Annotated in this window: 19 protein-coding genes; 9 read left to right on the top strand and 10 right to left on the bottom strand. The window is 66.5% G+C overall.

The features are described from left to right. Positions 1-13: 13 nt before the first annotated feature. Positions 14-907, top strand: coding sequence for a lysophospholipid acyltransferase family protein (locus tag AC0L58_RS15430; protein ID WP_473684949.1), 894 nt, complete (start codon positions 14-16; stop codon positions 905-907). Between the two features lie 316 nt (positions 908-1,223). Here AC0L58_RS15430 and AC0L58_RS15425 read toward each other — a convergent pair whose 3' ends face one another. The 4 genes from AC0L58_RS15425 to AC0L58_RS15410 all read right to left on the bottom strand — a co-directional run bounded on the left by AC0L58_RS15425 (position 1,224) and on the right by AC0L58_RS15410 (position 5,356). Beyond that, a complete protein-coding gene (locus AC0L58_RS15425; protein WP_473684947.1) occupies positions 1,224-1,553 on the bottom strand; it encodes a tetratricopeptide repeat protein in 330 nt (109 codons plus the stop codon). Further along, complete coding sequence (locus AC0L58_RS15420) at positions 1,550-3,250, bottom strand: ArnT family glycosyltransferase (protein ID WP_473684945.1); 1,701 nt, start codon at positions 3,248-3,250, stop codon at positions 1,550-1,552. The genes AC0L58_RS15425 and AC0L58_RS15420 overlap by 4 nt, the downstream gene beginning before the upstream one ends. Positions 3,251-3,340: 90 nt before the next feature. Next, positions 3,341-4,375 (bottom strand): CDP-glycerol glycerophosphotransferase family protein, encoded by a 1,035-nt coding sequence (locus tag AC0L58_RS15415; RefSeq protein WP_473684943.1) that lies wholly within the window; start codon positions 4,373-4,375, stop codon positions 3,341-3,343. A gap of 165 nt (positions 4,376-4,540) precedes the next feature. Then, on the bottom strand, positions 4,541-5,356 hold the full coding sequence (locus AC0L58_RS15410) for a glycosyltransferase family 2 protein (RefSeq protein ID WP_473684941.1): 816 nt from the start codon (positions 5,354-5,356) through the stop codon (positions 4,541-4,543). A gap of 413 nt (positions 5,357-5,769) precedes the next feature. Between AC0L58_RS15410 and AC0L58_RS15405 the strand changes: the two genes are divergently transcribed. After that, positions 5,770-6,669: a glycosyltransferase family 2 protein gene (locus tag AC0L58_RS15405; RefSeq protein ID WP_473684939.1), complete on the top strand. Its 900-nt coding sequence runs from the start codon at positions 5,770-5,772 to the stop codon at positions 6,667-6,669. Between the two features lie 66 nt (positions 6,670-6,735). Here AC0L58_RS15405 and AC0L58_RS15400 read toward each other — a convergent pair whose 3' ends face one another. The 5 genes from AC0L58_RS15400 to def form a co-directional block, all read right to left on the bottom strand. After that, positions 6,736-7,923 (bottom strand): O-antigen ligase family protein, encoded by a 1,188-nt coding sequence (locus tag AC0L58_RS15400; protein WP_473684937.1) that lies wholly within the window; start codon positions 7,921-7,923, stop codon positions 6,736-6,738. A 182-nt stretch (positions 7,924-8,105) separates the two neighbouring features. Beyond that, positions 8,106-9,818: an ArnT family glycosyltransferase gene (locus AC0L58_RS15395; RefSeq protein ID WP_473684935.1), complete on the bottom strand. Its 1,713-nt coding sequence runs from the start codon at positions 9,816-9,818 to the stop codon at positions 8,106-8,108. A gap of 80 nt (positions 9,819-9,898) precedes the next feature. Continuing rightward, positions 9,899-11,209 carry a 16S rRNA (cytosine(967)-C(5))-methyltransferase RsmB gene (gene rsmB, locus AC0L58_RS15390; protein WP_473684933.1) on the bottom strand — a complete coding sequence of 437 codons (1,311 nt, stop codon included), beginning with the start codon at positions 11,207-11,209 and terminating at the stop codon, positions 9,899-9,901. Positions 11,210-11,302: 93 nt separating this feature from the next. Then, entirely contained in the window at positions 11,303-12,262 is a 960-nt protein-coding gene (gene fmt, locus AC0L58_RS15385; RefSeq protein ID WP_473684931.1) for a methionyl-tRNA formyltransferase, read from the bottom strand. Then, the gene (gene def / locus AC0L58_RS15380) at positions 12,259-12,768 is read right to left on the bottom strand and encodes a peptide deformylase (RefSeq protein WP_473684929.1); all 510 of its coding nucleotides are present in this window, start codon (positions 12,766-12,768) and stop codon (positions 12,259-12,261) included. The genes fmt and def overlap by 4 nt, the downstream gene beginning before the upstream one ends. Positions 12,769-12,954: 186 nt before the next feature. Here def and AC0L58_RS15375 point away from each other — a divergent pair, with 186 nt between their 5' ends. The 7 genes from AC0L58_RS15375 to AC0L58_RS15345 all read left to right on the top strand — a co-directional run bounded on the left by AC0L58_RS15375 (position 12,955) and on the right by AC0L58_RS15345 (position 22,417). Beyond that, positions 12,955-14,073, top strand: a complete 1,119-nt coding sequence (locus AC0L58_RS15375; RefSeq protein WP_473684927.1) for a LysM peptidoglycan-binding domain-containing protein — start codon at positions 12,955-12,957, stop codon at positions 14,071-14,073. A 93-nt stretch (positions 14,074-14,166) separates the two neighbouring features. Beyond that, a complete protein-coding gene (dprA, locus tag AC0L58_RS15370; protein WP_473684925.1) occupies positions 14,167-15,312 on the top strand; it encodes a DNA-processing protein DprA in 1,146 nt (381 codons plus the stop codon). Positions 15,313-15,445: 133 nt separating this feature from the next. Beyond that, positions 15,446-17,944, top strand: coding sequence for a DNA topoisomerase I (locus AC0L58_RS15365; RefSeq protein ID WP_473684923.1), 2,499 nt, complete (start codon positions 15,446-15,448; stop codon positions 17,942-17,944). Then, positions 17,945-18,517, top strand: a complete 573-nt coding sequence (gene tsaC / locus AC0L58_RS15360) for an L-threonylcarbamoyladenylate synthase type 1 TsaC (protein WP_473684921.1) — start codon at positions 17,945-17,947, stop codon at positions 18,515-18,517. It begins immediately after the preceding gene. 135 nt (positions 18,518-18,652) lie between these two features. Further along, positions 18,653-20,020 carry an AMP-binding protein gene (locus tag AC0L58_RS15355; protein WP_473684919.1) on the top strand — a complete coding sequence of 456 codons (1,368 nt, stop codon included), beginning with the start codon at positions 18,653-18,655 and terminating at the stop codon, positions 20,018-20,020. Between the two features lie 81 nt (positions 20,021-20,101). Next, positions 20,102-21,385, top strand: a complete 1,284-nt coding sequence (purD, locus tag AC0L58_RS15350; RefSeq protein ID WP_473684917.1) for a phosphoribosylamine--glycine ligase — start codon at positions 20,102-20,104, stop codon at positions 21,383-21,385. A 153-nt stretch (positions 21,386-21,538) separates the two neighbouring features. Further along, the gene (locus AC0L58_RS15345) at positions 21,539-22,417 is read left to right on the top strand and encodes a YbaY family lipoprotein (RefSeq protein ID WP_473684915.1); all 879 of its coding nucleotides are present in this window, start codon (positions 21,539-21,541) and stop codon (positions 22,415-22,417) included. Between the two features lie 108 nt (positions 22,418-22,525). Here AC0L58_RS15345 and AC0L58_RS15340 read toward each other — a convergent pair whose 3' ends face one another. Then, positions 22,526-24,379, bottom strand: a complete 1,854-nt coding sequence (locus AC0L58_RS15340) for an autotransporter domain-containing protein (protein ID WP_473684913.1) — start codon at positions 24,377-24,379, stop codon at positions 22,526-22,528. Positions 24,380-24,451 lie beyond the last annotated feature (72 nt).

Here is a 24,451-nt window from a genome sequence, read left to right as displayed (position 1 = left end):
TACACTTTCGCGAATGCGACCCGACATTTACCTGATCTACCTGATTCTGCGCCTGCTTGCCTTGCTGCCGCTGCGTGTGCTCCACGGTGTCGGCGCCGGGCTGGGTCGGCTGGTGTTGTGGCGGGGTGGACGCACGGCACACCACACCGCGGTGAATCTGCGGATCGCGCGCCCGTTGCCGGGCGAAGCCGAGCGCCGGGAGCTGTTGCGCGAGGTGATGGCCGAGGGCGGCAAGTCGATCAGTGAGATCGTGAAGATCTGGGGCGGCGGCGCCGAGCGTGCGCTGGCGCTGGTGCGCGAGGTAGGCGGCGAGGAGCTGCTCGATGCAGCGCTGGCGGAGGGCAGGGGCGTGATCATTGCCGCGCCACACCTGGGTTGCTGGGAGCTGCTGAATTACTGGCTGTGCCGCAAGACGCCGATGGCGATCCTGTATCGGCCGCCGCGCATGGCTGCGGTCGAAGGCCTGTTGCGCAAGGTGCGCGGTGCGCTGGCGCCTGAGCAGATCCGTGCCGATGGTGCCGGCGTGCGTGCGTTGTACAAACGCCTGGCGGCCGGCAAGGCGGTGGGTATCCTGCCGGACCAGAAACCGCGGGCAGGCGAGGGTCGCATAGCACCCTTCTTTGGCCGGGATGCGCTGACCATGGTGTTGCTGCCGCGCCTGGCCGCGCGCACGGGCGCCACGGTGTTGTTCGCCTTTGCCGAACGCCTGCCGGCCGGCGCCGGTTATCGCATCCGCCTGCTGCCGGCGCCGGACGGTATCGCCGACAGCGACACGCAGGTGGCCTGCACGGCGCTCAATCGTGGCGTGCAGGATTGCGTTGAGTTGGCGTTTGCCCAGTACCAGTGGCAATACAAGCGCTGGTCGGCCGATGGCCTGGTCAGTCCTTACGACAACGAGAGCGTGTAGGGGGGGGCATCGAAGTGCGCGGACGGGGCTTGCCGGTGGCCTGAGGCGGGTTGGACCCGCCGTTCGCGCACATCGTGCACTCAGCGAGCCTGCATTGCCTGATGCCGCACATCCAGGCGTGAGCTGCCGTAGGGCGGGCTCTGCCCGCCGCTCCTGGTCGTATGCGTCGCCGGGATGGCGGGCAGAGCCCGCCCTACCGCAAGGGCGTTATCCACACCAATGTCCCCTTCGATCCTGACTACGCAAGAAACCACCATCCCGTAGCGCCGAACGCATTCGCAATTGCGTAGTTGCGTAACGAAGGGCAAGACGGTGTCTACACGCCGTCGTGGCGGTCCAGGCGGCGCAGGAACACCGTCATTTCCTTTTCGGCCTGCTTGTCGCCGCGCTGGTTGGCCGCCGCGATGCCACTGCGCCAGGCAGTGGCCGCCGCGTCGGATTGACCTGTTTCGAGGCAGGCCTTGCCCAGCAGTTTCCACGCGGCCGAATAGGTCGGATCGAAGGTCAGTGCCTGCTGCAGTTGCTCGATCGCCGCCGCGGCATCACCCGCGCCGAGCAGGGCGCTGCCAAGCGAGAAGCGCAGCATCGCGCCATCGCGTGGCCCACCACATTGCTTGCGCAGGTTGTCGATCAGGGGGCTGCTCACTGCTGCATCCGATAGCGGCCGTCAGCGGGGTAGACCTGGGTGGGCTGGGCTGGCTCCGGCGGGGTGTGTCCGGCCTTGAGATCCGCCAAGGACGTCGCCGACCACACCACCACCCAGGAGGAGCGGAACGGCTGCACCAGCAGCGCGTAGCGCAGGGCCTCCGGGGTGAGTTTCCCCGGGTGTGCCACTACCAGGGCATCGGGGTGGACGCGGGCAAAATCCTGCAGTGCCTGGTCACCGTACAGCTCGGTGATCGGATGGGTCAGCCGACCGGCGAAATGGAATTCGCCTTCGTAGTTGCCCAGATAAGCCAGCGGCTGCCCCGCTTGCTCGGCCTGGCTCAGCAGTAGGGCGGTGGGGCGCAGGTCCCAGCGTGGCCAGAGCGTCAGCGTGAACAGGGTATTCAGCACGAAGACGCCAATCAGCCCGGCCACCGCCAGTCGACGCAGTTCGCCACGTCCGCGCAGCAGCAGCAAAATCCCCAGCAGCAGGAAAATCACGCTGAAGTAGCGGCTGTACGGCGCGGCCGTGTCGGCCCAGTCGGCGTGCACGACGTTGTGCGCCACCATCAACGGCAGGGCGAACAGCAGCAGCGCGAACGCGATGCCAGCCACGCCCAGCGGCCAGGTACCGAGCCATGCGTGGTTGGCGAGGATGGGACGACGCTCGCGCAGCACGGCGATGGCGCCGGACATCAGCAGGGCGATGCCGGCCAGTTCCGGCAGCGGGTAGTAGAGCTGCTTGCCGCTGATCAGCGAGAACACGATGAACGTCGGTACCAGCCAGCACAGCGCAAAACGCAGCCCGGATTCGAGCGGTCGGCGCAGGCTGGCCACCGCCACCCACATTCGTGGCCAGCCGCTGAACGGAAACAGCAGCACCGGCAGCCACAGCAGATAGAACCAGAAAGGTTCGGCATGATTCTGCAGATCCTTGCCGTGCGACAGCTTGTCGACCACGCGGCCGGCGGTCTGGGTGAAGAACAGTCGCTCGCGATAGGCGTCGCCGCCGGCGAATCCGGCGGGCACGGCCCAGGCCAGCAACATCGCGCCGCCGAGCAGCAGCGACAGCACGCCCGCGCCGTACCAGCGCGTGCGATGTTCGCGTGCCCAGTCGCTCCACAGCGGTCCGAGCAGCCATGGGAAGACGATGTGCAGCAGCATCACCGGGCCCTTGGTCAGCAAACCCAGGCCAATGCACAGGCCGAACAGCAGCCAGCGAGGTTCGGCCCGCTGTGCCTTGGGCGTCAGGCACAACAGCGCGGCCAGGGTCCAGGCCGACAGCAGCACGTCGTACATGATCTGCAGGCCGAACAGGAACGCGTAGCCGAATGCCAGCAGCATCCACGGCGCGGCCTTGGCCATCCACGGGCGCTGCGGAAACAGCCGCCGGGCCAGCACGGAGACCATCACCAGCTGGGCGCCGCCGACCAGCACCTCCAGCACGCGTGGCCAGACGTCGCTGACACCGAACACGAACCAGCCTCCCTGGATCAGCCAGAACAACAAGGGCGCCTTCTCGCTGTACGGTTCGCCGTTGATGTGTGGCACCAACCACAAGCCGTGGTTCCACATGTCCCACGCCACCGCCAGGGTGCGCGTGGAGTACAGCGGCATCGGCCCGTGCGCGAAGATCGCCAGCAGGGCCACCACGGTCCACAGCGGCAACCACGGCCAGACGCCGCGCAGGTGTTCCATTCGGTTATAGGGGTTTGATGGCACGGGCAGGCTCTAGGTGAACTGCGGTGATTCTAGCTCGCGCGATGCAGGGGGCCGCGGCCGGCGTGGTCAGGCTGGTCCCCAGTACCCGATGCGGCGGCGCAGCTTCAGCTTGCGCCACAGGTTCAGCGGCTTGCGCTTGCGGTTGCGACCGCCCCTGGCGAGGAACGCATCGATCGCATCCAGCACGCGCTCGCTGGAGCGGCCATCGCGCCAGGGATGGATCGCGTCGGCATAGTCGCGGATGGCCTGCAGCAATTCCGGTGGTCGCGCCAGCGCCCGCTCGATCGCGCCTTCGAACTGGGCCGGATCGTCGATGTCGATCAACTGCGGGCCGGGCCGGCGGTTCTTGAAGGTCACCACCGGCTTGCCGGTGAGCAGGAACTCGTTGAGCGCCGAGGAGGTATCGGAGCACATCATGTCGACCTGCGGGAACAGGTCCAGGATGTTGTCGTCCTCGGCGAAGCGCAGGTGTTCGTTCTGCAACGCCTGGTAACGCGCCCGGGTTTCCGCATTCATCTTCGGATGGAACGTGACGATCCAGCGCCAGCGTCCATCGCGCGACAGCCGCTTCACCTCCTCGTACAGCGTCTCGGCGGCGCTCCATGAAGGGGAGAACGTGGAGTGATAGAGAATCACCGGCGGCTGGCGTACGGGCGGCAACGGGCCGGCGATTTCACGCATGAAGGGGTCGAGTTTGGGCCAGCCGGTTTCGGTCACGGCGAAATGGCCGAGCTTGTCTGCCAGTGCCTGGAACTGCGCGGTGTCGCGCGGGCCGGTGGTGCAATACAGGTCGAAGAAACCGCGGATATAGATGTGTCGCGGCTTGCCTGCATCGAAGCCGTGGAACACCTCGACCTTCAGGCCGGGGATGAAATGCGGCAGGTGGTTGCCGGGTGTCAGCACGGCGTCGGGCTTCCAGCTGCGCGCTTCGGACACCGTCAGCAGGCGTTCGCCCTCGACCAGATCCTCGGCGCCCGGCCCGTCGAAGAACCAGGCCGTCTCGTCACCACGGGCGCGAATCGCCTCCTGCAGCGGGCGCAGGATCGCCAGCGCGTAACGCTCGGAACCGTACAGGAGGTAGTGCTTTTTCGGGGAGGGCATGGCTTGTGCTGGAGAGGATTGGAGTGAATAGGGTAACGCGGGCATGCGCGCTCGGCTGGATTCCCGCTGGGGCAGACTCGATCCTCTCACCCGCAGTAGGCCTGCCGTGGGTTACCGGAGGGAGAGGAGCCAATGCTGAAAAACGCCTCGTTTGATGGAGGCCGACTACCGATCCAGCTGATGGCTTTTCAGCTGATGCGCGGCGCTTGCGATCGATGCGGGATTGTTGACCATCTCGTAGTAGCGCATGCGCTTGTACAGCGCGTAGCTGGCCGCGGTCTGCGCGATCATGAAGCCGCGCCAGCCATCGAGGAAGGCGAGGCGCAACACGTAGTCCTTGATGAAGGCGAGCACATACACGAACGGCGCCTGCCACATTCGCGCCGGCTTGCGTCGTTCCAGCCAGTCGCGGCATTTCAGTTCGGCGTAGCGCAGTACCTTGAGCTGCTTGTGCACCAGGGTGGGGTTGTTGACGTGGTTGAACGGGGCGCGCAGCGTGGGTGCGGCGCCGGCGAATTGCAGCGACTCGTGCACGCGCGCATCGCTCCAGCGCGCGCGCTGGCGGTGATACAGCCGTGCCAGCTTCTCGCCCACGGACGGCCGGTACCAGCGCATCGGCCGGCCCATGTAGATCGTGCTGCGGCGGAGCCACGCGGCGGGTGCGTCGCCGGCCATCAGCGCCGGGAGGCGTTGCTGCAGTTCGGTGGCCAGGTCGGGCGAAAGGTATTCGTCGGCATCCAGCACCAGGATCCAGTCATGGCTGCACTGGCTGCTGGCAAAGTTGCGCTGTGCACCGAAGCCGAGCCAGTCCTGGTGGATCACGCGCGCGCCATGCGCCTGCGCGATCGCCACGGTGTCATCGTCGCTGCCCGAATCCACCACCAGCTTTTCGGCGGCAAACGGGACGCTGTCCAGGCAGCGCGCGATCGTCTCGGCCTCGTTGTGCGTGATGACGGCGAGGGTCAGCGGGATAGGGGCCATGGCCGGATTCTAGCCCAAGGCTTGCTCCGATCCATTCCGCGCCGGTATCCGATATGATGGGGCCGTCGTGGGTGGGGGCACTGCCATTGAAACTCGACGATTCCGGCTCGCTTCGTCCATCGCCAGGACATGATCGCGCGAACGGAAGTCATTGCAGGGGGCATGTATTCCAGCACGGTAAGTTTGGTCGCCACTGACACGTGGCGACATGCGTCCAACGGGCGTGGAGCGGTGCAGGCCTGGATGCCGGGTGAATCACCTTGGGACGGCCCGGGAGGGTGCTCCGTCCGATGAGTGAAGTTGCATGGCATGGATGGCAAGACGGATGGGAGTGGGCACCGGAGGTGCTTGCCCGCGGCGGGAGGTCGCGTCAACGACAGACCCGATGAACCGCTCGTCTGAGGGGGCAGCCCATGCGCATCAGTGTCGCCGTGATCACGTTCAACTGGCCCGAAGCACTGGAACTGGTGCTGCGGTCGCTCGCCAGCCAGACCGAATTGCCGCACGAGGTCATCGTCACGGACGACGGCTCGCGATCGGACACGCGGGAGTTGCTGCTGCGCCTGGCGCAGGACTATCCGGTGCGACTGGTGCATCTGTGGCAACCGGACGACGGCGCGCGGATGAGCCGCGCCCGCAATCGCGCGATCGCCGCTGCCCAGGGCGACTACGTGATCCTGCTCGACGGTGACATGGTCGTGGAACGGCATTTCATTGCCGACCACCGCGCCTTCGCGCGACGCGGCTGCTTCGTGCAGGGTTCGCGCGTGCTGACCGACGCGAACTCCATGCGAGGCATGCTTGGACGCCTCCCCTCGTTCCCGGATTTCTTCCATCGCGGCATCGAGCGCAGGCGGCATACCCTGCGGCTGCCGCTGCTGGCGCGCCTGTTTGCTCGACCCGGCAAACGGCAAGGTGGCATCAAGAGCTGCAACATGGCGTTCTGGCGCGAGGACCTGGTGCGCCTGAACGGGTTCAACGAGGCCATGACGGGCTGGGGTCGGGAAGATACCGAACTGGCGGTGCGTGCCTTCCATGCCGGATTGCTCCGGCGCGATCTGCGTCTGGGCGGGCTGGCCGTGCATCTGTACCACCGCAGCCGCAAGCAGGTCACCGACAACCCCAATGACCGCATCCTGGATCATGCCAGGCATACCGGACTGGTCCGCTGCGAACGGGGTGTCGAGCAATACCTGACAGACTTCACCGATGCGCCGGTGGATCTTCGCATGGTGCCGAGGCCGTCGCCTGCGCCGGTTACGGAGCCGATGCCTTGCAGCGAGGTTGCCGTCCGCCAGCGCGTCCTGGCCTGAGATCGTGCGCGCGCTGGCCAGAGGCCTTGTCCGCGTTCCGACGGGAGCAGGCGGTTGCGCTCGGGCTCAACCGATTTGCAGGCGCTTCAGCCGCCCGATGCGCACCGCCATCCCGAGTACCAGGAAGAAATAGAACGACTGCGTCATGACGCGGTAGAACACGGCATCCGTCAATCCGCACAGCATGTACAGGCCTGTCACCGCCAGTCCGACCGAGGCGGCCAGCGCGACGTCATTGTTCGGATCGAGCGCGTGTCGGAAGAAGTAGCGCAGTGGCACGAGGAAAACCGCCAGCAGTATCAGCAAGCCCGGCACGCCGCCGGTGGCGGCTGCCTCGATGTACTGGTTGTGCGGCTGGTTGTAGCGGCCAATGATCGGGTTGCTGCGACCGGCGTCGATCTCCCGGCGGGTGTAGTCGGCAAACTCGCCGACACCGATGCCGATCACCGGATGGGCGACGAACGCACGCGCGGCGGTGCGCCACATCTCCAGCCGCTCGCGTACCGCGCCCCTGGCATCGTGCCGATGATCGAAGGTGGCGACTTCCGGCGCGATGGCCTCGAAACGCGAGGTTATCTCGCCGCGCATGCTGAAGGTGGCGACCACCGCCATCACGCACACGGCGCCGAGCAGCAACAGGCTTGACCGCCAATGCCCGGTACGCCGCGCATGCAGCACCACCAGCAGCACCAAAACCGGTGCGAATGCCAGCAACGGACCTCGGCTCTGGGTGAGCAGGGCGCCGTACATGCCGAAGGCCATCGCGACCAGGTGGAGCAGCCGTTCCCAGCGGCGGGCTGCCGGCGAGAGGAATTGCACCAGAGCCACGGCAGACAAGCCGAGCAGGATGGTGGCCAGCTCGATCGAAGCCGAGGCGCCGCCGTTGAGACCGTAGGCGCGCTCGATCCCGAACAGGTGGCTCTGCAGGATGCCCACTGCGCCGAGCGTGATGGCGGTCAGGCTGAAGCCCGCCCAGATCAACCGTATCCGCAACGGGAAACTGAAGCAGGCCGCGATGACGAGAAGCAACAGGATGTGGGCGGGATGATCCAGTGGCCGCCAGCCGAGCTGGTGAATCAGGACGTTGAGTATCAGGAACCCGAACATCAGCAGCGCGGCGGCGATCGGCGACCATGCCGCGCGAAAACAAGCGCGGCACGCAGGTGATCCGACCAGCAGGGCCAGGCCAGCGAAAAACAGCAAGGCGGGCGGCAGCACCTTGATCCGCGGGTCGATCGAGAACGACAGTGGCATGAGAGCTATCAGGATCGAAAGCGCCCATGTGTGCCACGGTTTTGAAGTTGCTTGCACGCTCGGGTCTTCCGTGAGGCCGGTCCGGCGGGTCGGTGACTCCCCGGAATACGGCTGCTGCCGCGCCGGATGCTGAGGCTCCGACCTCCGTGCATCCGTGGCAACAAGTGGTTGTGGCACGCTGGTCATTCGTCGTTGTCGTCGGCATCGGCGCGGGGAACACAGCCCGGTAATACCGCGTCGAGCCTGAACATCCACCATTCGCGCCGATTGGCGTGACCCACGTAGGTGGCGCGATCACGATCCACGCACGTGCCCATCGCCTCGTCCAGGCTGAATATCCAGCGCTGCGACGGGTCCCGGCGCAACCAGGCGACGGCGTCCGCGTATTGCCGCGGCCACGGTTTGAGGAAGCCGAACTCGGTGACCGGTCCTTGCGCCATCAGAAGGTTCTGTTCCTTCCACGCCAGCAACCCAATGGTGGCCCGCGGGCCGGCGATGGCGCGCGCCTGGACCATCACGTCGTGCGCCGAGCGGTCGCCGTTGAGCATGGGATAACCCCAAAGGCCGTACAGGCTCCAGAGCACGCCCGCGAACAGCAGCCAGCCCAGCGGCGCCCGGCGCACCCGGGTCAGGATCGCGATGAGCAACCCGGCGCTGCCGATGGCGAGCCCCAGCCACCAGATCCGTGGATCGAGGCTCTGCTCGATCTTAAGCGCCCACGGCGGGTGGCGCAGCATCGCCAGCGTGGCGCCCAGCGCAAACAGCGCGCTCAGCGTGACGGTCAGGGCGAGGATCGCCCGGCGCACGCCGCGCCGGCGCAGCAGGCCGGGCAGCAGGGGCGCCAGGGCCAGCGCGGCCATCGGCAGCGCCGGCAGGATGTAGACATCGCGTTTGCCCGGACTTATCGAGAAGAACAGCACGATCAGCACGATCCAGCCCAGCGGCAGCAGAAAACGCGCATCGCGACGTTTCAGTCGCCGCCACCACGCTGGCAGCGCCCATGGCAGCAACAGCGACAGCGGCAGCCAGTCGACCACGATGATGCCGAGGAAATAGAACGGCGAATGGATGTGTCCGGTCGGCGTGGCGTAACGGTGCACGGTCTGGCCGAACAGGATGTTCTGCACGTATTCGGCGTGCTGCGGGTCGCCGTCCGCATGCGCCACCAGCAGCATCGGCAGCAGCCAGCCAAGGATCGGCACGAAGAACAGCGCGATGCCGCCCGCCCAGCGCCAGCCGCCGCGGGGCAAGGCCAGATGCCGCCAATGGCCGCGTCGGGCGACCGCGTAGGGCACCAGCATCAGCAGGGCAAGCACGCCCACGCCCTTGGTTACCACGCCCACGCCGGCAAAGAAGCAACCCAGCGCGAACCAGCGCCATGATGGTCCCAGCAGCAGGTGGCGCAGCAGGCCGTAGTTGGCCAGGGTCATCCAGCCCAGCAGCAGCGGATCGATCTGCGCGTTGCGCATCTGGTAGGTGAAGTGGATGGTGACCAGCAAGGTGGCGACGGCCAGCAGCGCGCTGCGGTGGTTCCACAGGCGCCGCGCCAGGTCGTAGACCAGCGCCAGCGCGCCCAGCCCGGCCAGCAGCGACGGCAGCAGGAACGCCACGCGCCAGCTGCGCGTCAGCAGGTAGGACAAGGCTTCGAGCCACATGAACACCGGCGGCTTGTCGGGGTACAGCTCGTGCCCGCGATGCGGGAACAACCACTGCCCGTGCTCGACCATCCAGCGCGCGACCAGGGCAAAACGCGGCTCGTCCGACGGCCACGGATCGCGCAGGCCGATACCCAGCCCCAGCAGCAGCAGGGCAAACACGCCGAACAGCAGAAGCTCCCAGCGGGCATCGCGCAGCCACAGCGGGCGGGTGCGGGACAGGGGTATGAGCGGTTTCACGTGGCGCCGGGGTTCCGTCGAAGTGGTGTCGATGCTGCGAAGCATAGCCGCTGCTTCCGTCGCCGACGCGAACTGGCCGATCAAGCCTGCTTGCGCAGCACCGCGTAATACATGCCGTCGAGATCGCCGTCACCCGGCAGGATCTGCCAGCCGACGGACGCCGCCTGGCCCACCGGCAGGGTAAACGCCACCGCCTGCGCATCCGCCTGCGCCGCGAGCAGCTCGCCGACGATCATCTCGTTCTCTGCGCGCAGCACCGAACAGGTGATGTAGACCAGCCGTCCGCCCGGGGCGAGCAACGGCCACAGGGCACTCAGGATGCGGCGCTGTTGGGCCTGCATCGCGGCGATGTCGCTCTCGCGCCGGTGCAGGCGTACGTCGGGGCGGCGGCGCAGCACGCCGGTAGCCGAGCACGGTGCATCGATCAGGATGCGGTCGAAGGGCTGGCCTTTCCACCAAGCCTTGGGCGCACCGGCGTCGCCGACCACGATCTTCGCATTCAGGCGCAGCCGCATCAGGTTCTGGCGGATGCGTTCGGCCCGCGCCGGGTCGAACTCGAGAGCGGTCAGGTCGATCTCCGCGCGCTCGAGCAGATGACAGGCCTTGCCGCCGGGGGCGGCGCAGGCATCCAGTACGCGCAGGCCGTCGTGGACGTCAGCCAGGTCCGCGGCGACCTGGGCGGCGCCGTCCTGCACCGCGAAGTGACCGTCATCGAAGCCGGGCATGCGGGTGACGTCGGTGCTGTGCGGCAACACCAGCGCGTCGGTCAGCCACGGATGGGCTGTCGCGGCGTAGCCGGCGGCCTGCAGTTGTTCGATCAGGCGGGCGCGTTCGCTGCGTTGGCGATTGACCCGCAGCATCAGCGGCGGCTCGCCATTGTTGGCGCCCATCACGGCGTCGGCGCGTTCGGGCCAGTCCCGCTGCAATGCGGCGGCCAGCCAGGCCGGGTGGGCGTGGCGCGATTGCGGCTGGCGGTCGAGCCTGGCCAGCAGGCCTTCGCGCTCGCGCTGCCACCGGCGCAACACCGCGTTGACCAGGCCGGCCAGCTGCGGGCGCTTGAGCGCGCGCACTGCCTCGACGGTGGCGGCCACCGCGGCGTAGTCCTGCAGTTGCAGAATCTCCAGCTGCACCAGGCCCAGCACCAGCAGCGCGTGCACGGCCGGGTCCTTGTGGCGCAGCGGCTTTTGCAGCAGTTCGTTGATGGCCGCATCGAAGCGCAACCACCAGCGCGCGCCTTCGCTGAGCAGGGCCATCAGCAGGGCGCGGTCACGCGGATCGGCCAGCCTGGGTGCGGCGCGTTCCATCACCTCGCGCAGCGAGGCGCCGCGCAAGGCGATGTCGGCCAGGCCTCTGGCGGCCAGCGCGCGGGTGTCCGTTTTTTTCGGGATCATCGCCGGTGCCCGTCCCTCACCTCAACCCTGTCCCCGCCGGGGAGAGGAGGCGAAGGTGCCGTGCAGGATCGCCAGAAATCGCTTCCGGTCATCTCAGGCGCTGCCGCTTCGCTTGTGGTGCTTGAGCAGATGAGGCTGCGCGTTCACATAGTCGGCGGCACTGATCTGTTTGCCACCGGCGCGTTGCACGGCCGTGATCCGCAGCACGCCCTCGCCACAGGCGATCTCGATACCATCGCGGCCGGCACCGAGCACCTGGCCGGGCTCGGCGTGGTGGTCACGGATGATCGCATGGGCGGCACGGATCCGCAGCGGCTCACCGGCAATCACCGCCTCGGCCACCGGCCATGGATCGAACGCACGCACTTGCCGGTCCAGCTCGGTCGCGCTGCGACTGAAATCCAGCCGGGCTTCGGCCTTGTCCAGCTTGTGTGCGTAGGTCACGCCAACTTCCGGCTGCGGCACCGCGGGCAGGGCCTCGCCTGCAAGCGTGCGGCGCAGACCTTCGGCCAGCACCTCGGCGCCCAGCGCGGCGAGCCGGTCGTGCAGCGAACCACCGGTATCGTCGTGGCGAATCGGGGTACGCCGCTGCAGCATCACCGGCCCGGTATCCAGGCCGACCTCCATCTGCATCAGGTCGACCCCGCTTTCCTCGTCGCCGGCGTGGATCGCGCGCTGGATCGGCGCCGCGCCGCGCCAGCGCGGCAGCAGGCTGGCATGCACGTTCCAGCAACCCAGTCGCGGGATTGCCAGCACCTTGCGCGGCAGGATCAGGCCGTAGGCCACCACCACCAGCAGGTCAGGCCGGTAGGCGGCCAGGGTTTGCTGCACCTCGGCGGACTTCAGTGATGGGGGTTGTTCGACCGCGATCCCGGCGGCCAGCGCGGCCTGCTTGACCGGGCTGGGCGTGAGCTTGCGGCCGCGGCCGGCCGGGCGGTCGGGCTGGGTGTAGACGGCCACCACCTCGGCGCCGCTGGCACGGCAGGCTTCGAAACAGGGGACGGAAAACTCCGGCGTGCCGGCAAACACCAGTCGCAACGGCTGCCGGCTCAAGCGCTGGCTGCCTGCTTGCGCTGCTTGTCCAGCCGCTTCAACAGCATGGTGCGCTTGAGCGACGACAAGTAGTCGACGAACACCTTGCCTTCCAGGTGATCCATCTCGTGCTGGATGCATACCGCCAGCGGGCCTTCGGCCTCGACCACGATTTCCTTGCCGTCGACATCCTGCGCCTTCACCTTGACGCTGAGCGCGCGCGTGACATCGGCATACACGCCCGGAAACGACAGGCAGCCCTCCTGATAGACCTGCGAGCCGGTCTTTTCGAGGATCTGCGCATTGATCAGTGCCAGGGGCTCGTTGCGGCCCTCGCTCATGTCGGCCACCAGCACCCGCTGGTGCACGTTGACCTGGGTGGCGGCCAGGCCCACACCGTTGGCGGCATACATGGTTTCGAAGAGGTCGGCCACGAATTGCTTCAACTTCGCGTCGAACAGGGCGACCGGCTCGGCACGGGTGCGCAGGCGCGGATCGGGGAATTCAAGGATGGAAAGCACGGACATAAATCACCTCGGCGCCGAAACTGCGGGCGATTTGGTAAAAAACCACCCCGGCGCGATCTAGAATGTGCATCATTGTACGTCGGCAAGCACGCGAGTGCAGACGATTTTTGCCAACTTGCGCCTGTTGCGCGCGTTAACCATTCGGTTACACTCGACCGAGCACCTGGGGAAGGGGGATTCCCGCCAATGATCAGAAAGATAATCGTGTTGCTGGCCGGCATGCTGGTCACCCTGACGGTATACGCCGCGGGCGCACAGCTCAGGGCAAGCCATCCCGACAGCTACACGGTCCGCCGTGGCGATACGCTGTGGGATATCTCCGCCAAGTTCCTGGCCAAGCCGTGGCTGTGGCCGGAGATCTGGCAGGCCAACCCGCAGGTACGCAATCCCCACCTGATCTACCCGGGCGACGTGCTCAACCTGTCCTTCATCAACGGGCCGACGCTGCGGCTGGAACCGAGCGTGCATCGCGAAGGCGATGCGGTGCCGGCGATCCCGCTGAGCCAGCTGAAAATGTTCCTCAAGGACATGCGGGTGATGGATTCCAATGCCGTCAGCTCCGCACCCTATGTGGTCGGCCTGGAAGAGAATCGCCTGCGTGGTGCGGTCGGCCAGAACATCTACGTGCGCGGTCTGCACGGTTCGCCGGGCCAGCGTTGGGCGATCGTGCGCCCGACCCACGTGTTCCGCGGCTTCGACCAGGGCGAGGCCGACGCCGATCTGGTCGCGCATGGCCTGGACAGCAACGCGGCGATGGTCAACGCACCGTGGCGCGAGAATTCGCGCCGCGACGGCCACTACGGCAAGGGCGATGACATGGGCGTCGAGGTCACCGTGATCGGTACCGCCGAAACCCTGCGAACGGGCGACCCGTCCACCCTGCTGCTGCTCGACTCCACCCGGGAGATCCGCAGTGGCGACCGCATCATGCCGGTCGACGACAAGCCCTACGACGCCTTCTACTATCCGCATGCGCCGAAGTCGGTGCCGGCCGATGCCAAGGTGATCGGCCTTGCCGATGCGCTCGACGCGGCCGGGTCGCGCCAGGTGATTCTGCTGTCGGTTGGTTCGAGCGATGGGGTCGACAACGGCACCACGTTCTCGATCTCAGCGCCCGGCGAAACCATCCACGACGACGTGGCCAGCAACAGCGCCAACCGCAGCTTTGGCGAGACGGTGAAGCTGCCGGACGAGTACGTGGGTCACGTGATGGTGTTCCGTACCTTCGATCGGGTCAGCTACGGCCTGGTGATGGACAGCCTGCGTCCGGTGCAGGTCGGCGGCCGGCTGATCCTGCCGGAGTAAGCGCCACCGGCGACGACAACGGCATCTGCCTACAGGACGGCGCGGCTTGCACCGCGCCGTTTCCTTTGCTACCCACTGCGTAAACTGCAGGCCATGCACATGGACGACAAGGATGAGTTGCGCGCGTGGATGATTGCCTTGCGCACGCCGGGCCTCGGGCCGGGCGGCCTGCGCGAGCGGCTGGATGCAGTTGGCGGCGACATTCATGCCGCGCTCGCTCGGTTGCGGACGCATCCCGCGCCGCTGGATGCGTCTGCCCGGGACTGGCTGGGTGATCCGGATGAGGCCCGGCTGGCCGCCGACCTGGCCTGGCTGGCGGAGCCCGGTCATCGTCTGCTGCGTTGTACCGAGGCGGATTTTCCACCGCAGCTGGAAAATATTCCGCAACCACCGGCGGCACTGTTCGTGGTTGGCGACGCCAGTTTGCTGCTGTACCCGCAGGTGGCGATCGTGGGCGCGCGTGCGGCCAGCGTGGGCGGCAAGGCCCATGCACAGGCGTTTGCGCGTGAGCTGGCCGCTGCCGGCTTCGCGATCACCAGCGGCATGGCCGATGGCATCGATGGTGCGGCTCACGCGGCGACGTTGGAGGTGGGTGCAAAAACGCTGGCCGTGGTGGGTACCGGGCCGGATCGGGTGTATCCGCGCAAACACCACGAACTGGCGCGGCGCATCGCCGCGCACGGCACCCTGGTCAGCGAGTTCCCACCCGGCACGGCTGCACGAGCCGACCACTTTCCTCGTCGCAACCGGATCATTTCGGGGTTGGCCCTGGGCACCCTGGTGATCGAGGCCGGCCTGCGCTCCGGTTCGCTGATCACCGCGCGTCTGGCCGCCGAACAAGGCCGCGAGGTGTTCGCCTTGCCCGGTTCCATCCATAATCCGTTGGCCCGCGGATGCCACCGCCTGATCCGCGATGGCGCGCGACTGGTGGAGCATGCGGCGGAAATCATCGAGGCGCTGGCGCCGCTGGCGCGTTCGCTCGGTGGCGAGCTGGAGGCAAGGCTGGATCGTCAAGACAAATCGCCGGTTGATGCGACCCACCTGGCAGATCCGGAATATCGACGGCTTTTGGACGAACTTGGCCATGAACCGGCGACGATGGACGATCTTGTGCAACGCACCGGCCTGTCGGCCGCCTCGTTGTCCTCGATGCTGTTGATGCTCGAACTTGATGCGCGGATCGAGCGTTTGCCGGGCAACGGCTATCAATTGTTGCCGGCTGCGCGCACCGTGGGCTGAGTCGGCGCACGGGGTCCTGCACCACCTGCCGTCGACCGTGCAGCGCTTGACAGCGGCTGGCGCGGCGTGGTTTCAACTATATATATGCCCGGCACGGAAGCGCCGGTGGTTCACTTTCGGATATCCGCACTTCATGGCAAAAAACCTGCTCATCGTCGAATCACCGGCCAAGGCCAAGACGATCAACAAATACCTCGGCAAGGATTTCCAGGTCCTGGCTTCCTACGGTCACGTGCGTGATCTGCGGCCGAAGGAGGGGGCGGTCGATACCGAGAACGATTTCGCGATGACCTATGAGGTGATCGAGCGCAATCAGAAACACGTCGATGCGATTGCCAAGGCCGCCAAGCTCGCCGACGACATCTATCTGGCGACCGACTTGGATCGCGAAGGCGAGGCGATCAGCTGGCACATCAGCGAGATCCTCAACGAGCGCGGGCTGACCAAGGGCAAGCACATGCACCGGGTGGTGTTCTCCGAGATCACGCCCAAGGCGATCAAGGCCGCGGTGGCCGCGCCACGACAGCTTTCGCATGACCTGGTCGATGCGCAGCAGGCGCGCCGTGCGCTGGACTATCTGGTGGGCTTCAACCTGTCGCCGGTGCTGTGGCGCAAGGTGCAGCGCGGTTTGTCCGCCGGTCGCGTGCAGTCGCCCGCCTTGCGCATGATCGTCGAGCGCGAGGAGGAGATCGAGGCCTTCAAGGCGCGCGAATACTGGGCCGTCGAGGCCCGCCTCAAGCATGCCGACGGTGATTTCAGCGCCCGGCTGTCGCGACTCAACGGCAAGAAGTTCGAACAGTTCGACCTGACCAACGAGGCCGAAGCGCATGCGGCGCGCGACGCATTGACCGCGGCCGCACAAGGTCGCCTCAGCGTCAGCGACGTCACCTCCAAGGAACGCAAGCGCCGCCCGGCTGCGCCGTTCACCACCTCCACCTTGCAGCAGGAGGCCGCGCGCAAGCTCGGCTTCACCACCAGTCGCACCATGAAGGTGGCGCAAGGCCTGTATGAGGGTGTCGCCCTGGGTAGCGAAGGCAACGTGGGCCTGATCACCTACATGCGTACCGACTCGACCATGCTTGGCAACGATGCGCTGGCCGAGCTGCGCGAACTGATCGCCCGCGACTTCGGCGGCCACGCGCTGCCCGACGCGCCGCAGGTGTACAAGACCAAGTCGAAGAACGCGCAGGAAGCGCATGAGGCGATCCGCCCGACCTCGGCGATGCACACGCCCAAGTCGGTGGCGGCTTTCCTCAACGACGACCAGCGCAAGCTGTACGAGCTGATCTGGAAGCGCACCGTGGCCTGCCAGATGATCCACGCCACCTTGAACACCGTATCGGTGGAGTTTGCCCTGCCTGACGTCCCGGGCGGCGATGCCTCCTTCCGCGCCACCGGCACCACCGTGGTCGATCCCGGCTTTCTTGCGGTCTACGAGGAAGGCAGCGACCAGAAAAAGGCCGACGACGATGACGAAGGTCGGCGCCTGCCGCGTATGGAGAAAGGCGAGGCGGTGCCGCTGGAGCAGATCGCGACCGACCAGCATTTCACCGAGCCGCCGCCGCGCTATTCCGAGGCCAGCCTGGTCAAGGCGCTGGAAGAACACGGCATCGGCCGGCCGTCGACCTACGCCAGCATCATCCAGGTGTTGCAGAACCGCGAGTACGTGTTCCTCGACAGTCGCCGCTTCAAGCCCAGCGACGTCGGTCGGGCGGTCAGCAACTTCCTCACCCAGCACTTCACCCAGTACGTCGACTACGACTTCACCGCCAAGCTCGAGGATGAGCTCGACGCCGTCAGCCGTGGCGAGGAGGCGTGGGTACCGCTGATGGAACGCTTCTGGGTGCCGTTCAAGCAGCAGGTGGACGAGAAAGCCCAATCAGTCGACCGCAGCGAGGCGACCGGGGCACGCGAGCTGGGCACGGATCCGAAAACCGGCAAACCGGTGTTCGTGCGATTGGGTCGGTTCGGGCCCTACGCCGCGATCGGCGACAAGGACAGTGACGAGAAACTGCAATTCGCCTCGCTGCGTCCGGGTCAGAGCATGCACACCATCTCGCTGCCCGAGGCGCTGGAGCTGTTCAAGTTGCCGCGCAAGCTGGGCCAGGCCGAGAACGGCGACGAAGTCAGCGTCGGCATCGGCCGCTTCGGCCCGTTCGTGAAGCAGGGCAGCATGTATGCCTCGCTCAAGCCCGAGGATGATCCGTACACGATCGAATTGCCGCGGGCACTCCAGCTGGTCGCCGACAAGCTGGAGATGCTGGCCAACCGGGTGATCCGGGATTTCGGCAACGGCGTGCAGGTGCTCAACGGCCGCTACGGTGCCTACATCACCGATGGCGAAAAGAATGCGCGCATTCCGAAGGAGCAGGACCCGAAGGAGCTGACCGAAGCGCAATGCCAGGAACTGCTGGCCGCCGCGCCGGTGCGCAAGGGTCGCTTCGGCAAGAAGACCGCTACCAAGAAAGCGGCCGCAAAGAAGGCTGCCCCGGCAAAGAAGACCGCCGCCAAGAAGGCCGCCACCAGAAAGACGGCGACCAAGAAGACCACGACCAAGAAGACCACCGCAAAAAAGACAGCCACGAAGAAAGCCGCCACGAAGAAGGCCAGCACCGGCGACGCCGAGGTCTGAGTGCTCAAGCGTTACTCACTCAACGAACTCGATGCCGCCGCCGCGCTGCTGCGTGGCGGTGGCGTGCTGGCTTACCCCACCGAAGCCGTGTTCGGGCTTGGTTGCGATCCGCATGATCGCGTCGCGTTCGAGCGCCTGTTTGCGCTGAAGCAGCGCCCGTCGACCCAGGGCGTGCTGTTGATCGCCGCCGATTTTGGCCAGATCGAGCGCTACATCGACCTCGCCGCGGTGCCCGAGGAGGTGCTGCAACAGGTGCATGCGAGCTGGCCCGGACCGCATACCTGGATCTTCCCGCGCTCGGCCGACGTACCGGCCTGGGTTGCCGGCAGCCATGCCGGCATCGCCCTGCGTGTCAGCGCGCACGAGCCGGCTGCCGCGCTGTGCCGCGCCTATGGCGGCGCGCTGGTCTCGACCAGCGCCAATCCGCACGGACACCCGCCGGCGCGGGCGGCGCAGACGGTCGCCGAGTACTTCGGCGACGCGCTGGATGGCCTGCTGGATGCGCCTCTCGGTGGTCAGCAGAACCCGACCGTCATTCGTGATGCGCTGTCGGGCGCTATCATTCGCGCCTGAACGCCGTGTCGGGGCGGTGAAGTTGCTGATCGGGCCGGTTGGGACGAGACCAGATTTGAACGTTGCCCGCGCAGCATTTCATCGCGCGTCCATGCCGCATAGCACATGATCCGTCGAAACCAGGGAGATTGAAGCTTGTCGAGTGTCCGGGACATCCGCCAGCGCGAGGTGCTGCTGCCCTTGCTAGGCATTGCCGATCCGGCGCGCGTCGTGGCCTGGCGTCATGCCGAGCCGGTCACGGCAGCCCAATTCCTGGCTCAGGTGCAAGTGGTAGCGGCCAGCTTGCCCGACGCGCAGGCGGCGGTGAACCTGTGCGAGGACCGTTATGCGTTCCTGGTCGCCTTCTGCGCCATCGTGCTGCGCGGCCAGACCAACCTGCTGCCTTCGTCGCGTGCGCCGCGGGCGGTGGACGAGGTGATGGCGTCGTCGCCAGGTTGCTACGCGCTGGGCGAGCAGGCGCTGGATCCGGCGCCGCGTGGTTATCGACGGCTGCCGCCATTGGAGTCCGTGGACGCGCCGACGACCGACCTGAACTGGCCGATGATCCCGGCCAACCAGGTGGTGGCCATCGGCTACACCTCAGGCTCCACCGGCAAACCCGGCGCCAATCCGAAAACCTGGGCGAAATTCCGTGCCAGCAATGGCGGCAACCTGTCGCGGCTCAATGCAACCGTGGGCGAGCGCTTCGAGGTGGTCGCCACGGTCCCGCCGCAGCACATGTACGGCATCGAGATGTCGGTGCTGCTGCCCTTGCTCGGCAATGTCGGCGTGCACGCGGGGCGACCGTTTTTTCCAGCCGACGTCGCCTCCGCACTGGCGGAAATACCGGCGCCGCGCCTGCTCGTGACCACGCCGGTGCATCTGCGTGCGCTGGTGGAATCGGGCGTGTCGCTGCCCCCGCTGGCGGCCATGCTCTCGGCCACCGCGCCGCTGCCGCTTGAACTGGCGCAAGCCGCCGAGCAGCGATTCAACGCGCCCTTGCTCGAGGTATTCGGTTCCACCGAAACTTGCGTGTTCGCCAGCCGCCGCCCCACCTGCAGTGTGGACTGGACGCTGTACGACGACGTCGCCCTGCATCCCCAGCCTGACGGCACCGCGGTCACGGCACCGCAGTTGGACCAGCCCGTCATCCTGGCCGACATCGTGCGCCTGTCCGCCGATGGTCGTCATTTCGAGCTGCGCGGCAGGCACGCCGATCTGCTCGAAATCGCCGGAAAGCGTGCGTCACTGGGCGACTTGAACCGGCGGCTGCTGGCCATTCCAGGCGTGCGCGACGGCGTGGTGTTCCAACTCGATGACGCCGATCCGTTGGGCGTGTATCGCATCGCCGCCCTCGTGGTGGCGCCGGGGCTGGAGGAGCACGCCATTGTCGAGGTGCTGCGGCAATCCATCGACCCCTTGTTCCTGCCGCGCCCGCTGAAACGGGTGACCGCGTTGCCGCGCAACGAGACCGGCAAGCTGCCACGCGCTGCCTTGCTGGATTTGCTGCACGAGCACGATTGAGTGCATCCGGCGTAATCCCGGAATCTCCGGCGCAACCGCTACAATGCGCAGCTGCGTCGTGTGGCGCGCGGGAGTGCAGGCATGAAGGTTCTGGTGATCGGCGGCGGCGGGCGCGAACATGCGCTGGCCTGGAAGCTCAAGCAATCGGCGCAGGTCGACGAGGTGATCGTGGCACCCGGCAACGCCGGTACCGCCCGCGAGCCTGGCGTGCGCAATGCCGATATTGCGGCCAATGACATCGAGGGTTTGTTGAATCTGGCCAAGAGCGAGCGGGTAGGACTGACCGTGGTCGGCCCCGAGGTGCCTCTGGTTGCCGGTGTGGTGGACAAGTTTCGTGCGTCCGGCCAGCGCATCTTCGGGCCGCGCGCCATTGCCGCGCAGCTGGAAGGCTCCAAGGCCTTCGCCAAGGATTTCCTGCAACGCCACAACATTCCCACCGCGCACTACGCGGTCTTCACCGAACTGAATCCCGCGCTGGCCTACGTGCGCAAGCAGGGCGCGCCGATCGTGATCAAGGCCGATGGTCTCGCCGCGGGCAAGGGCGTCGTGGTGGCACTGACGCTGGCCGACGCCGAACTTGCCTTGCACGACATGCTGGGCGCGCACAGTTTCGGCGATGCCTCGGCGCGCGTGGTGATCGAGGAGTTCCTCGATGGCGAGGAGGCCAGCTACATCGTGATGAGCGACGGCAGCCATGCGCTGCCGATGGCCTCGAGCCAGGACCACAAGCGTCGGGACGAAGGTGACCTGGGGCCCAACACCGGCGGCATGGGCGCGTACTCCCCGGCGCCGGTGGTCACGCCCGAGGTTGAGCAGCGCATCCTGAAGGAAGTGATCGAGCCCACCTTGCGCGGCATGGCAGCCGAAGGTGCGCCGTTCATCGGCTTTCTGTATGCGGGCCTGATGATCGACAAGCAAGGCGCGCCGAAGGTGATCGAGTTCAACGTGCGCTTCGGTGATCCCGAGACCCAGCCGATTCTGCTGCGCCTGAAGTCGGACCTGGTCGAGTTGATCGACGCGGCGCTGGACGGTCGGCTGGCCAGCACCCGCGCACGCTGGGACGCGCGCGCCGCGATCGGCGTGGTGATGGCGGCGGCGGGCTATCCGGCGCGCGTGCGCCGCGGGGACGTGATCGACGGACTGGATGCCGTCGACACCGACGACGTGAAGGTGTTCCACGCCGGGACGACGCTGGATGCGAGCGGGCGTGTGGTGACCTCCGGTGGCCGCGTGTTGACCGTCTGTGCGCTGGGCGACGAGCTCGCCGCAGCGCGCGAAGCTGCATACGCAGCCATCGCCGGGCTCCGCTATGACGGCGCGTTTCATCGGCGGGACATCGCGCACCGGGCACTGCATCGGCACTGAGCTGCGTACGCCAGCGCATGGCAAATCACGGAACCCGTTGACTTTTCCGTGTCGCCATTTTTGCGATATGCTTGCAGGCTCCCCCGCGTAGATGTCGTGGCGCAGCAACGCCTGAGCGACTACGTGCAGTCTTCACGTTGATGAGGTTTTCGCATGCGCAAGACGGTATTGTCGCTGGTATCACTCGCGGCGCTGGCTCTGGCTGGCTGCAACGGTTCCCCTTCATCGGACCAGGCCGGCAACGGCAATCCGGCGTCCCCGGGCAGTGCGGCGGCCGTCGCCCAGATCCCCAGCGAGGTCAGTGGAACCATCTCGCTGCGTCCAGGCTCGCCGCAGCCGTCGGACAAGGCGACCCTGGTACTGAACCTGGCCGATGTCTCGTCCAGCGCCGCCGGCTCCGCGCCGTTGGCCACCCAGACGTCTCCCGCCGGCACGTTTCCGCAGTCGTTCAAGCTGACCTTCAACCCGGCTGACGTGAAGCCGAACGACCTCTACGTGGTGCAGGCAATCCTCACCGACGGCGACCGCCATTACGTGATGCCGATCCAGGCGCCGGTACTGGCCAAGGGCAGCAAGAACGACAGTGTGTCGATCCAGTTGGTGGCCGAGCAGACGCCTTCTGAAAAGCTGCTGGCCGACTTCAAGGATGAGCAGGAGCAGCTGGGTGCGATGCGGGTCAGCCACGGTACCAAGCTGGAGAAGGACGCATCGCGCGGCTGGCAGCTGTTCCGTCAGGACGGGCAGGTCCGTTTCATCCGCGAGCTGGTCGAGTACACCAAGGATGGCTTCACCAGCACCGACTACGCCTACCGGGACGGCAAGCCCTGGGCGATCGTGCAGCAGCACATGCCGAGCCGCAACGGCAAGCCGACCTCCATCGATCGTGCCGGCTGGGGCGACGACGGCGCGCTGGTGTTGAAGCAGCATCAGGTGGGCGACGACATCACGCCGCTGGACGCTGGCGAGGCGGACAAGCTGAAGCAGGAAGCCAAGGAAATCCTCGATATCGCCACCAAGGGCAAGAACAAGTAAGCGCTGGCGTCATCGCCACAACAAAAAAGGCCGCCGGTGATCCCGGCGGCCTTTTTTGTTGTGTGCCAGCGCGCCACCCCGGATGGCTCCGGGGTGACTGGTGGCTGATCAGAGCAGGATCTTGAAGCCCATGTTGATGTTGTTGAAACGCTGGCTGCTGTCGCTGAAGCGACCGGTATAGCCAACCCAGCTCGACACGCTCGGCGTCAGCTGGGTGGTCACGCCCAGGTTGGCTGCGCCCCAGGTCTTGTCCGGCGTATAACCGGCAAGGGTGAACGAACCGCCCATACTGGTCAGCCCCGCGGTGACTTCGCCCGGGTCGGCCTTGCTGTCATGGTTCCACGACAACTCGACATAAGGCTTCAGGACGGCGTTGGAGATCTGGAATTCGCCCTGCATGCGCCAGCCAAGGGTGCTGATCAGCGCCTTGCGGTGCTGCGTGGCGAACCACATCGCGGTGCTGTCATTGCCGCCTTCCTGATAGCCGCTGACGCCGAAGCTGTGCCACTCGACATTGGCAAACGGACCGTATTGCAGGTTTTGCTGCCCGAACCACCAGCCTCCGGTGAATCCCAGACCTCCATGGGCGCCGCCGGTGTTGCCGCTTTCGGTGCGGGTCATCGGGCCGAGCTGGAGGATGCGCTCGACGTCGGTGAAGTGGGCGTGGCCTGCTTCACCGTAGGCGCCCACGTAGGCGTTTCCGGCGTGATAGTTGACATAGGCCAGCGCAGAGATGTCCTGCATCTGGTAGCCGCCGGTGCCGCCGACCCTGCCCGCGTTTGCGTGACCCACGCCCAGCGAAGCGCCGATCGAGAGGTTGTCGCTGTAATGCAGCGTGCTGCCCACGGTGAGGTTGAAATTGTTGCTGTTGGTGCGCGGCGAGCTGTCCGAGGCGTCGAAACGCTGCTGGCTGAAGTTGACATGGGCGAACAGCCGGGTGCCGCTGCCCGCCACGTCGTTGAGCATCTCGTGCCGCAGCGTCTGCGTCTGCGTGGTGATCGCGGTCAGCGGTGCCTGGGTGAGCAGGGAGGTTTGCCCCGGTGCGGCGATCTCGGCCAGCACGGCCTGCGAAAGCAGTCGATGCGCGGCCGCGGTGGGATGCACGCCGTCGGCGAACAGGTAGGTCTGGTCCGTGCCGGCGGCGTAGCTGTAGGGCAGGCCGGAACCGGCCGGGCCGCACAACAGCGAGGTGGCTCCGGCACCGCAGGCCGGCGTGGTGACATTGCTGAAACCATAGGCGGCAGGGTTTGCAATCACCTCGTTGACCAGCCCGAAGGTATTGACCGGGATGATGTTCAGGCCCTTGGCGCTGAGCTGATTGAGGCCGGAATTCAACTGCCCGTTGTAGAGCGCCGACAGCTGGGTGGCACCGGCGGAAGCGGCTGCACCACCGGCCATGCCGGAGGGCGTCTTGCCGATATCGGGCAGGTTGTAGACCACCGCATACCTGGCCCCGGCCGCCTGCAGCGAGCCGAGCAGGCCCAGCTCGGTCTGTGCCGCGGCTTGGGTGCCGGCAGCCAACACGTTCGGATCGGTCGAGGTCGCCGTCAGATAGAAGATGTCATTCGCGCCGCCCCACACCTGATAGAGCGCATTGGGGTCGGCGTTGCCGCCAGTGGCCGCCAGGTACATCTGCAGCTGCTGCGGCAGGGTCGGAATCGGGCCGGCGGCCGAGTTGTTGATCAGGCCGGCGCCGCCGAAGGCGTAATCGGTGCCGCCCATCAGCGAAGGCGTGACCGGCAGGCCGAGGCCGGCAGCAACCAGTTCCGCGGTGGTGAGCCCCGGATTGGTGGTGAATCGCAGCGGCGGCTGGATCTGCGGCGAGGTCGCCAGCGAGAGGTTGCCGCCATCGCTGAGACTGTCACCGATGATGACGACCTTGCTGAACTGGGCGGCGCTGGCGGCGGTGCTGAACAGCAGCGTGGCCGCGATGGCGCCCGCGAGATAACGTTTGCGGTGCATGGTTGATTGAACTCCAAGGGTGGACAAGTCTGGGCGTGACCGGGCTACGGTAAACCACTCCATACGTTTACG

This window comes from Rhodanobacter sp. G2-10 (assembly GCF_055809185.1).
This window is presented reverse-complemented; position numbering and strand designations above follow the sequence as displayed.

Coding starts and splice junctions, on each gene's coding strand:
- purD (WP_473684917.1), top strand. CDS start 20,102: ATGAAGGTTCTGGTGATCGGCGGCGGCGGGCGCGAACATGCGCTGGCC.
- AC0L58_RS15405 (WP_473684939.1), top strand. CDS start 5,770: ATGCGCATCAGTGTCGCCGTGATCACGTTCAACTGGCCCGAAGCACTG.
- AC0L58_RS15410 (WP_473684941.1), bottom strand. CDS start 5,356: ATGGCCCCTATCCCGCTGACCCTCGCCGTCATCACGCACAACGAGGCC.
- AC0L58_RS15420 (WP_473684945.1), bottom strand. CDS start 3,250: ATGGAACACCTGCGCGGCGTCTGGCCGTGGTTGCCGCTGTGGACCGTG.
- rsmB (WP_473684933.1), bottom strand. CDS start 11,209: ATGATCCCGAAAAAAACGGACACCCGCGCGCTGGCCGCCAGAGGCCTG.
- AC0L58_RS15345 (WP_473684915.1), top strand. CDS start 21,539: ATGCGCAAGACGGTATTGTCGCTGGTATCACTCGCGGCGCTGGCTCTG.
- dprA (WP_473684925.1), top strand. CDS start 14,167: ATGCACATGGACGACAAGGATGAGTTGCGCGCGTGGATGATTGCCTTG.
- AC0L58_RS15375 (WP_473684927.1), top strand. CDS start 12,955: ATGATCAGAAAGATAATCGTGTTGCTGGCCGGCATGCTGGTCACCCTG.
- AC0L58_RS15340 (WP_473684913.1), bottom strand. CDS start 24,379: ATGCACCGCAAACGTTATCTCGCGGGCGCCATCGCGGCCACGCTGCTG.
- AC0L58_RS15365 (WP_473684923.1), top strand. CDS start 15,446: ATGGCAAAAAACCTGCTCATCGTCGAATCACCGGCCAAGGCCAAGACG.
- AC0L58_RS15430 (WP_473684949.1), top strand. CDS start 14: ATGCGACCCGACATTTACCTGATCTACCTGATTCTGCGCCTGCTTGCC.
- AC0L58_RS15415 (WP_473684943.1), bottom strand. CDS start 4,375: ATGCCCTCCCCGAAAAAGCACTACCTCCTGTACGGTTCCGAGCGTTAC.
- AC0L58_RS15400 (WP_473684937.1), bottom strand. CDS start 7,923: ATGCCACTGTCGTTCTCGATCGACCCGCGGATCAAGGTGCTGCCGCCC.
- def (WP_473684929.1), bottom strand. CDS start 12,768: ATGTCCGTGCTTTCCATCCTTGAATTCCCCGATCCGCGCCTGCGCACC.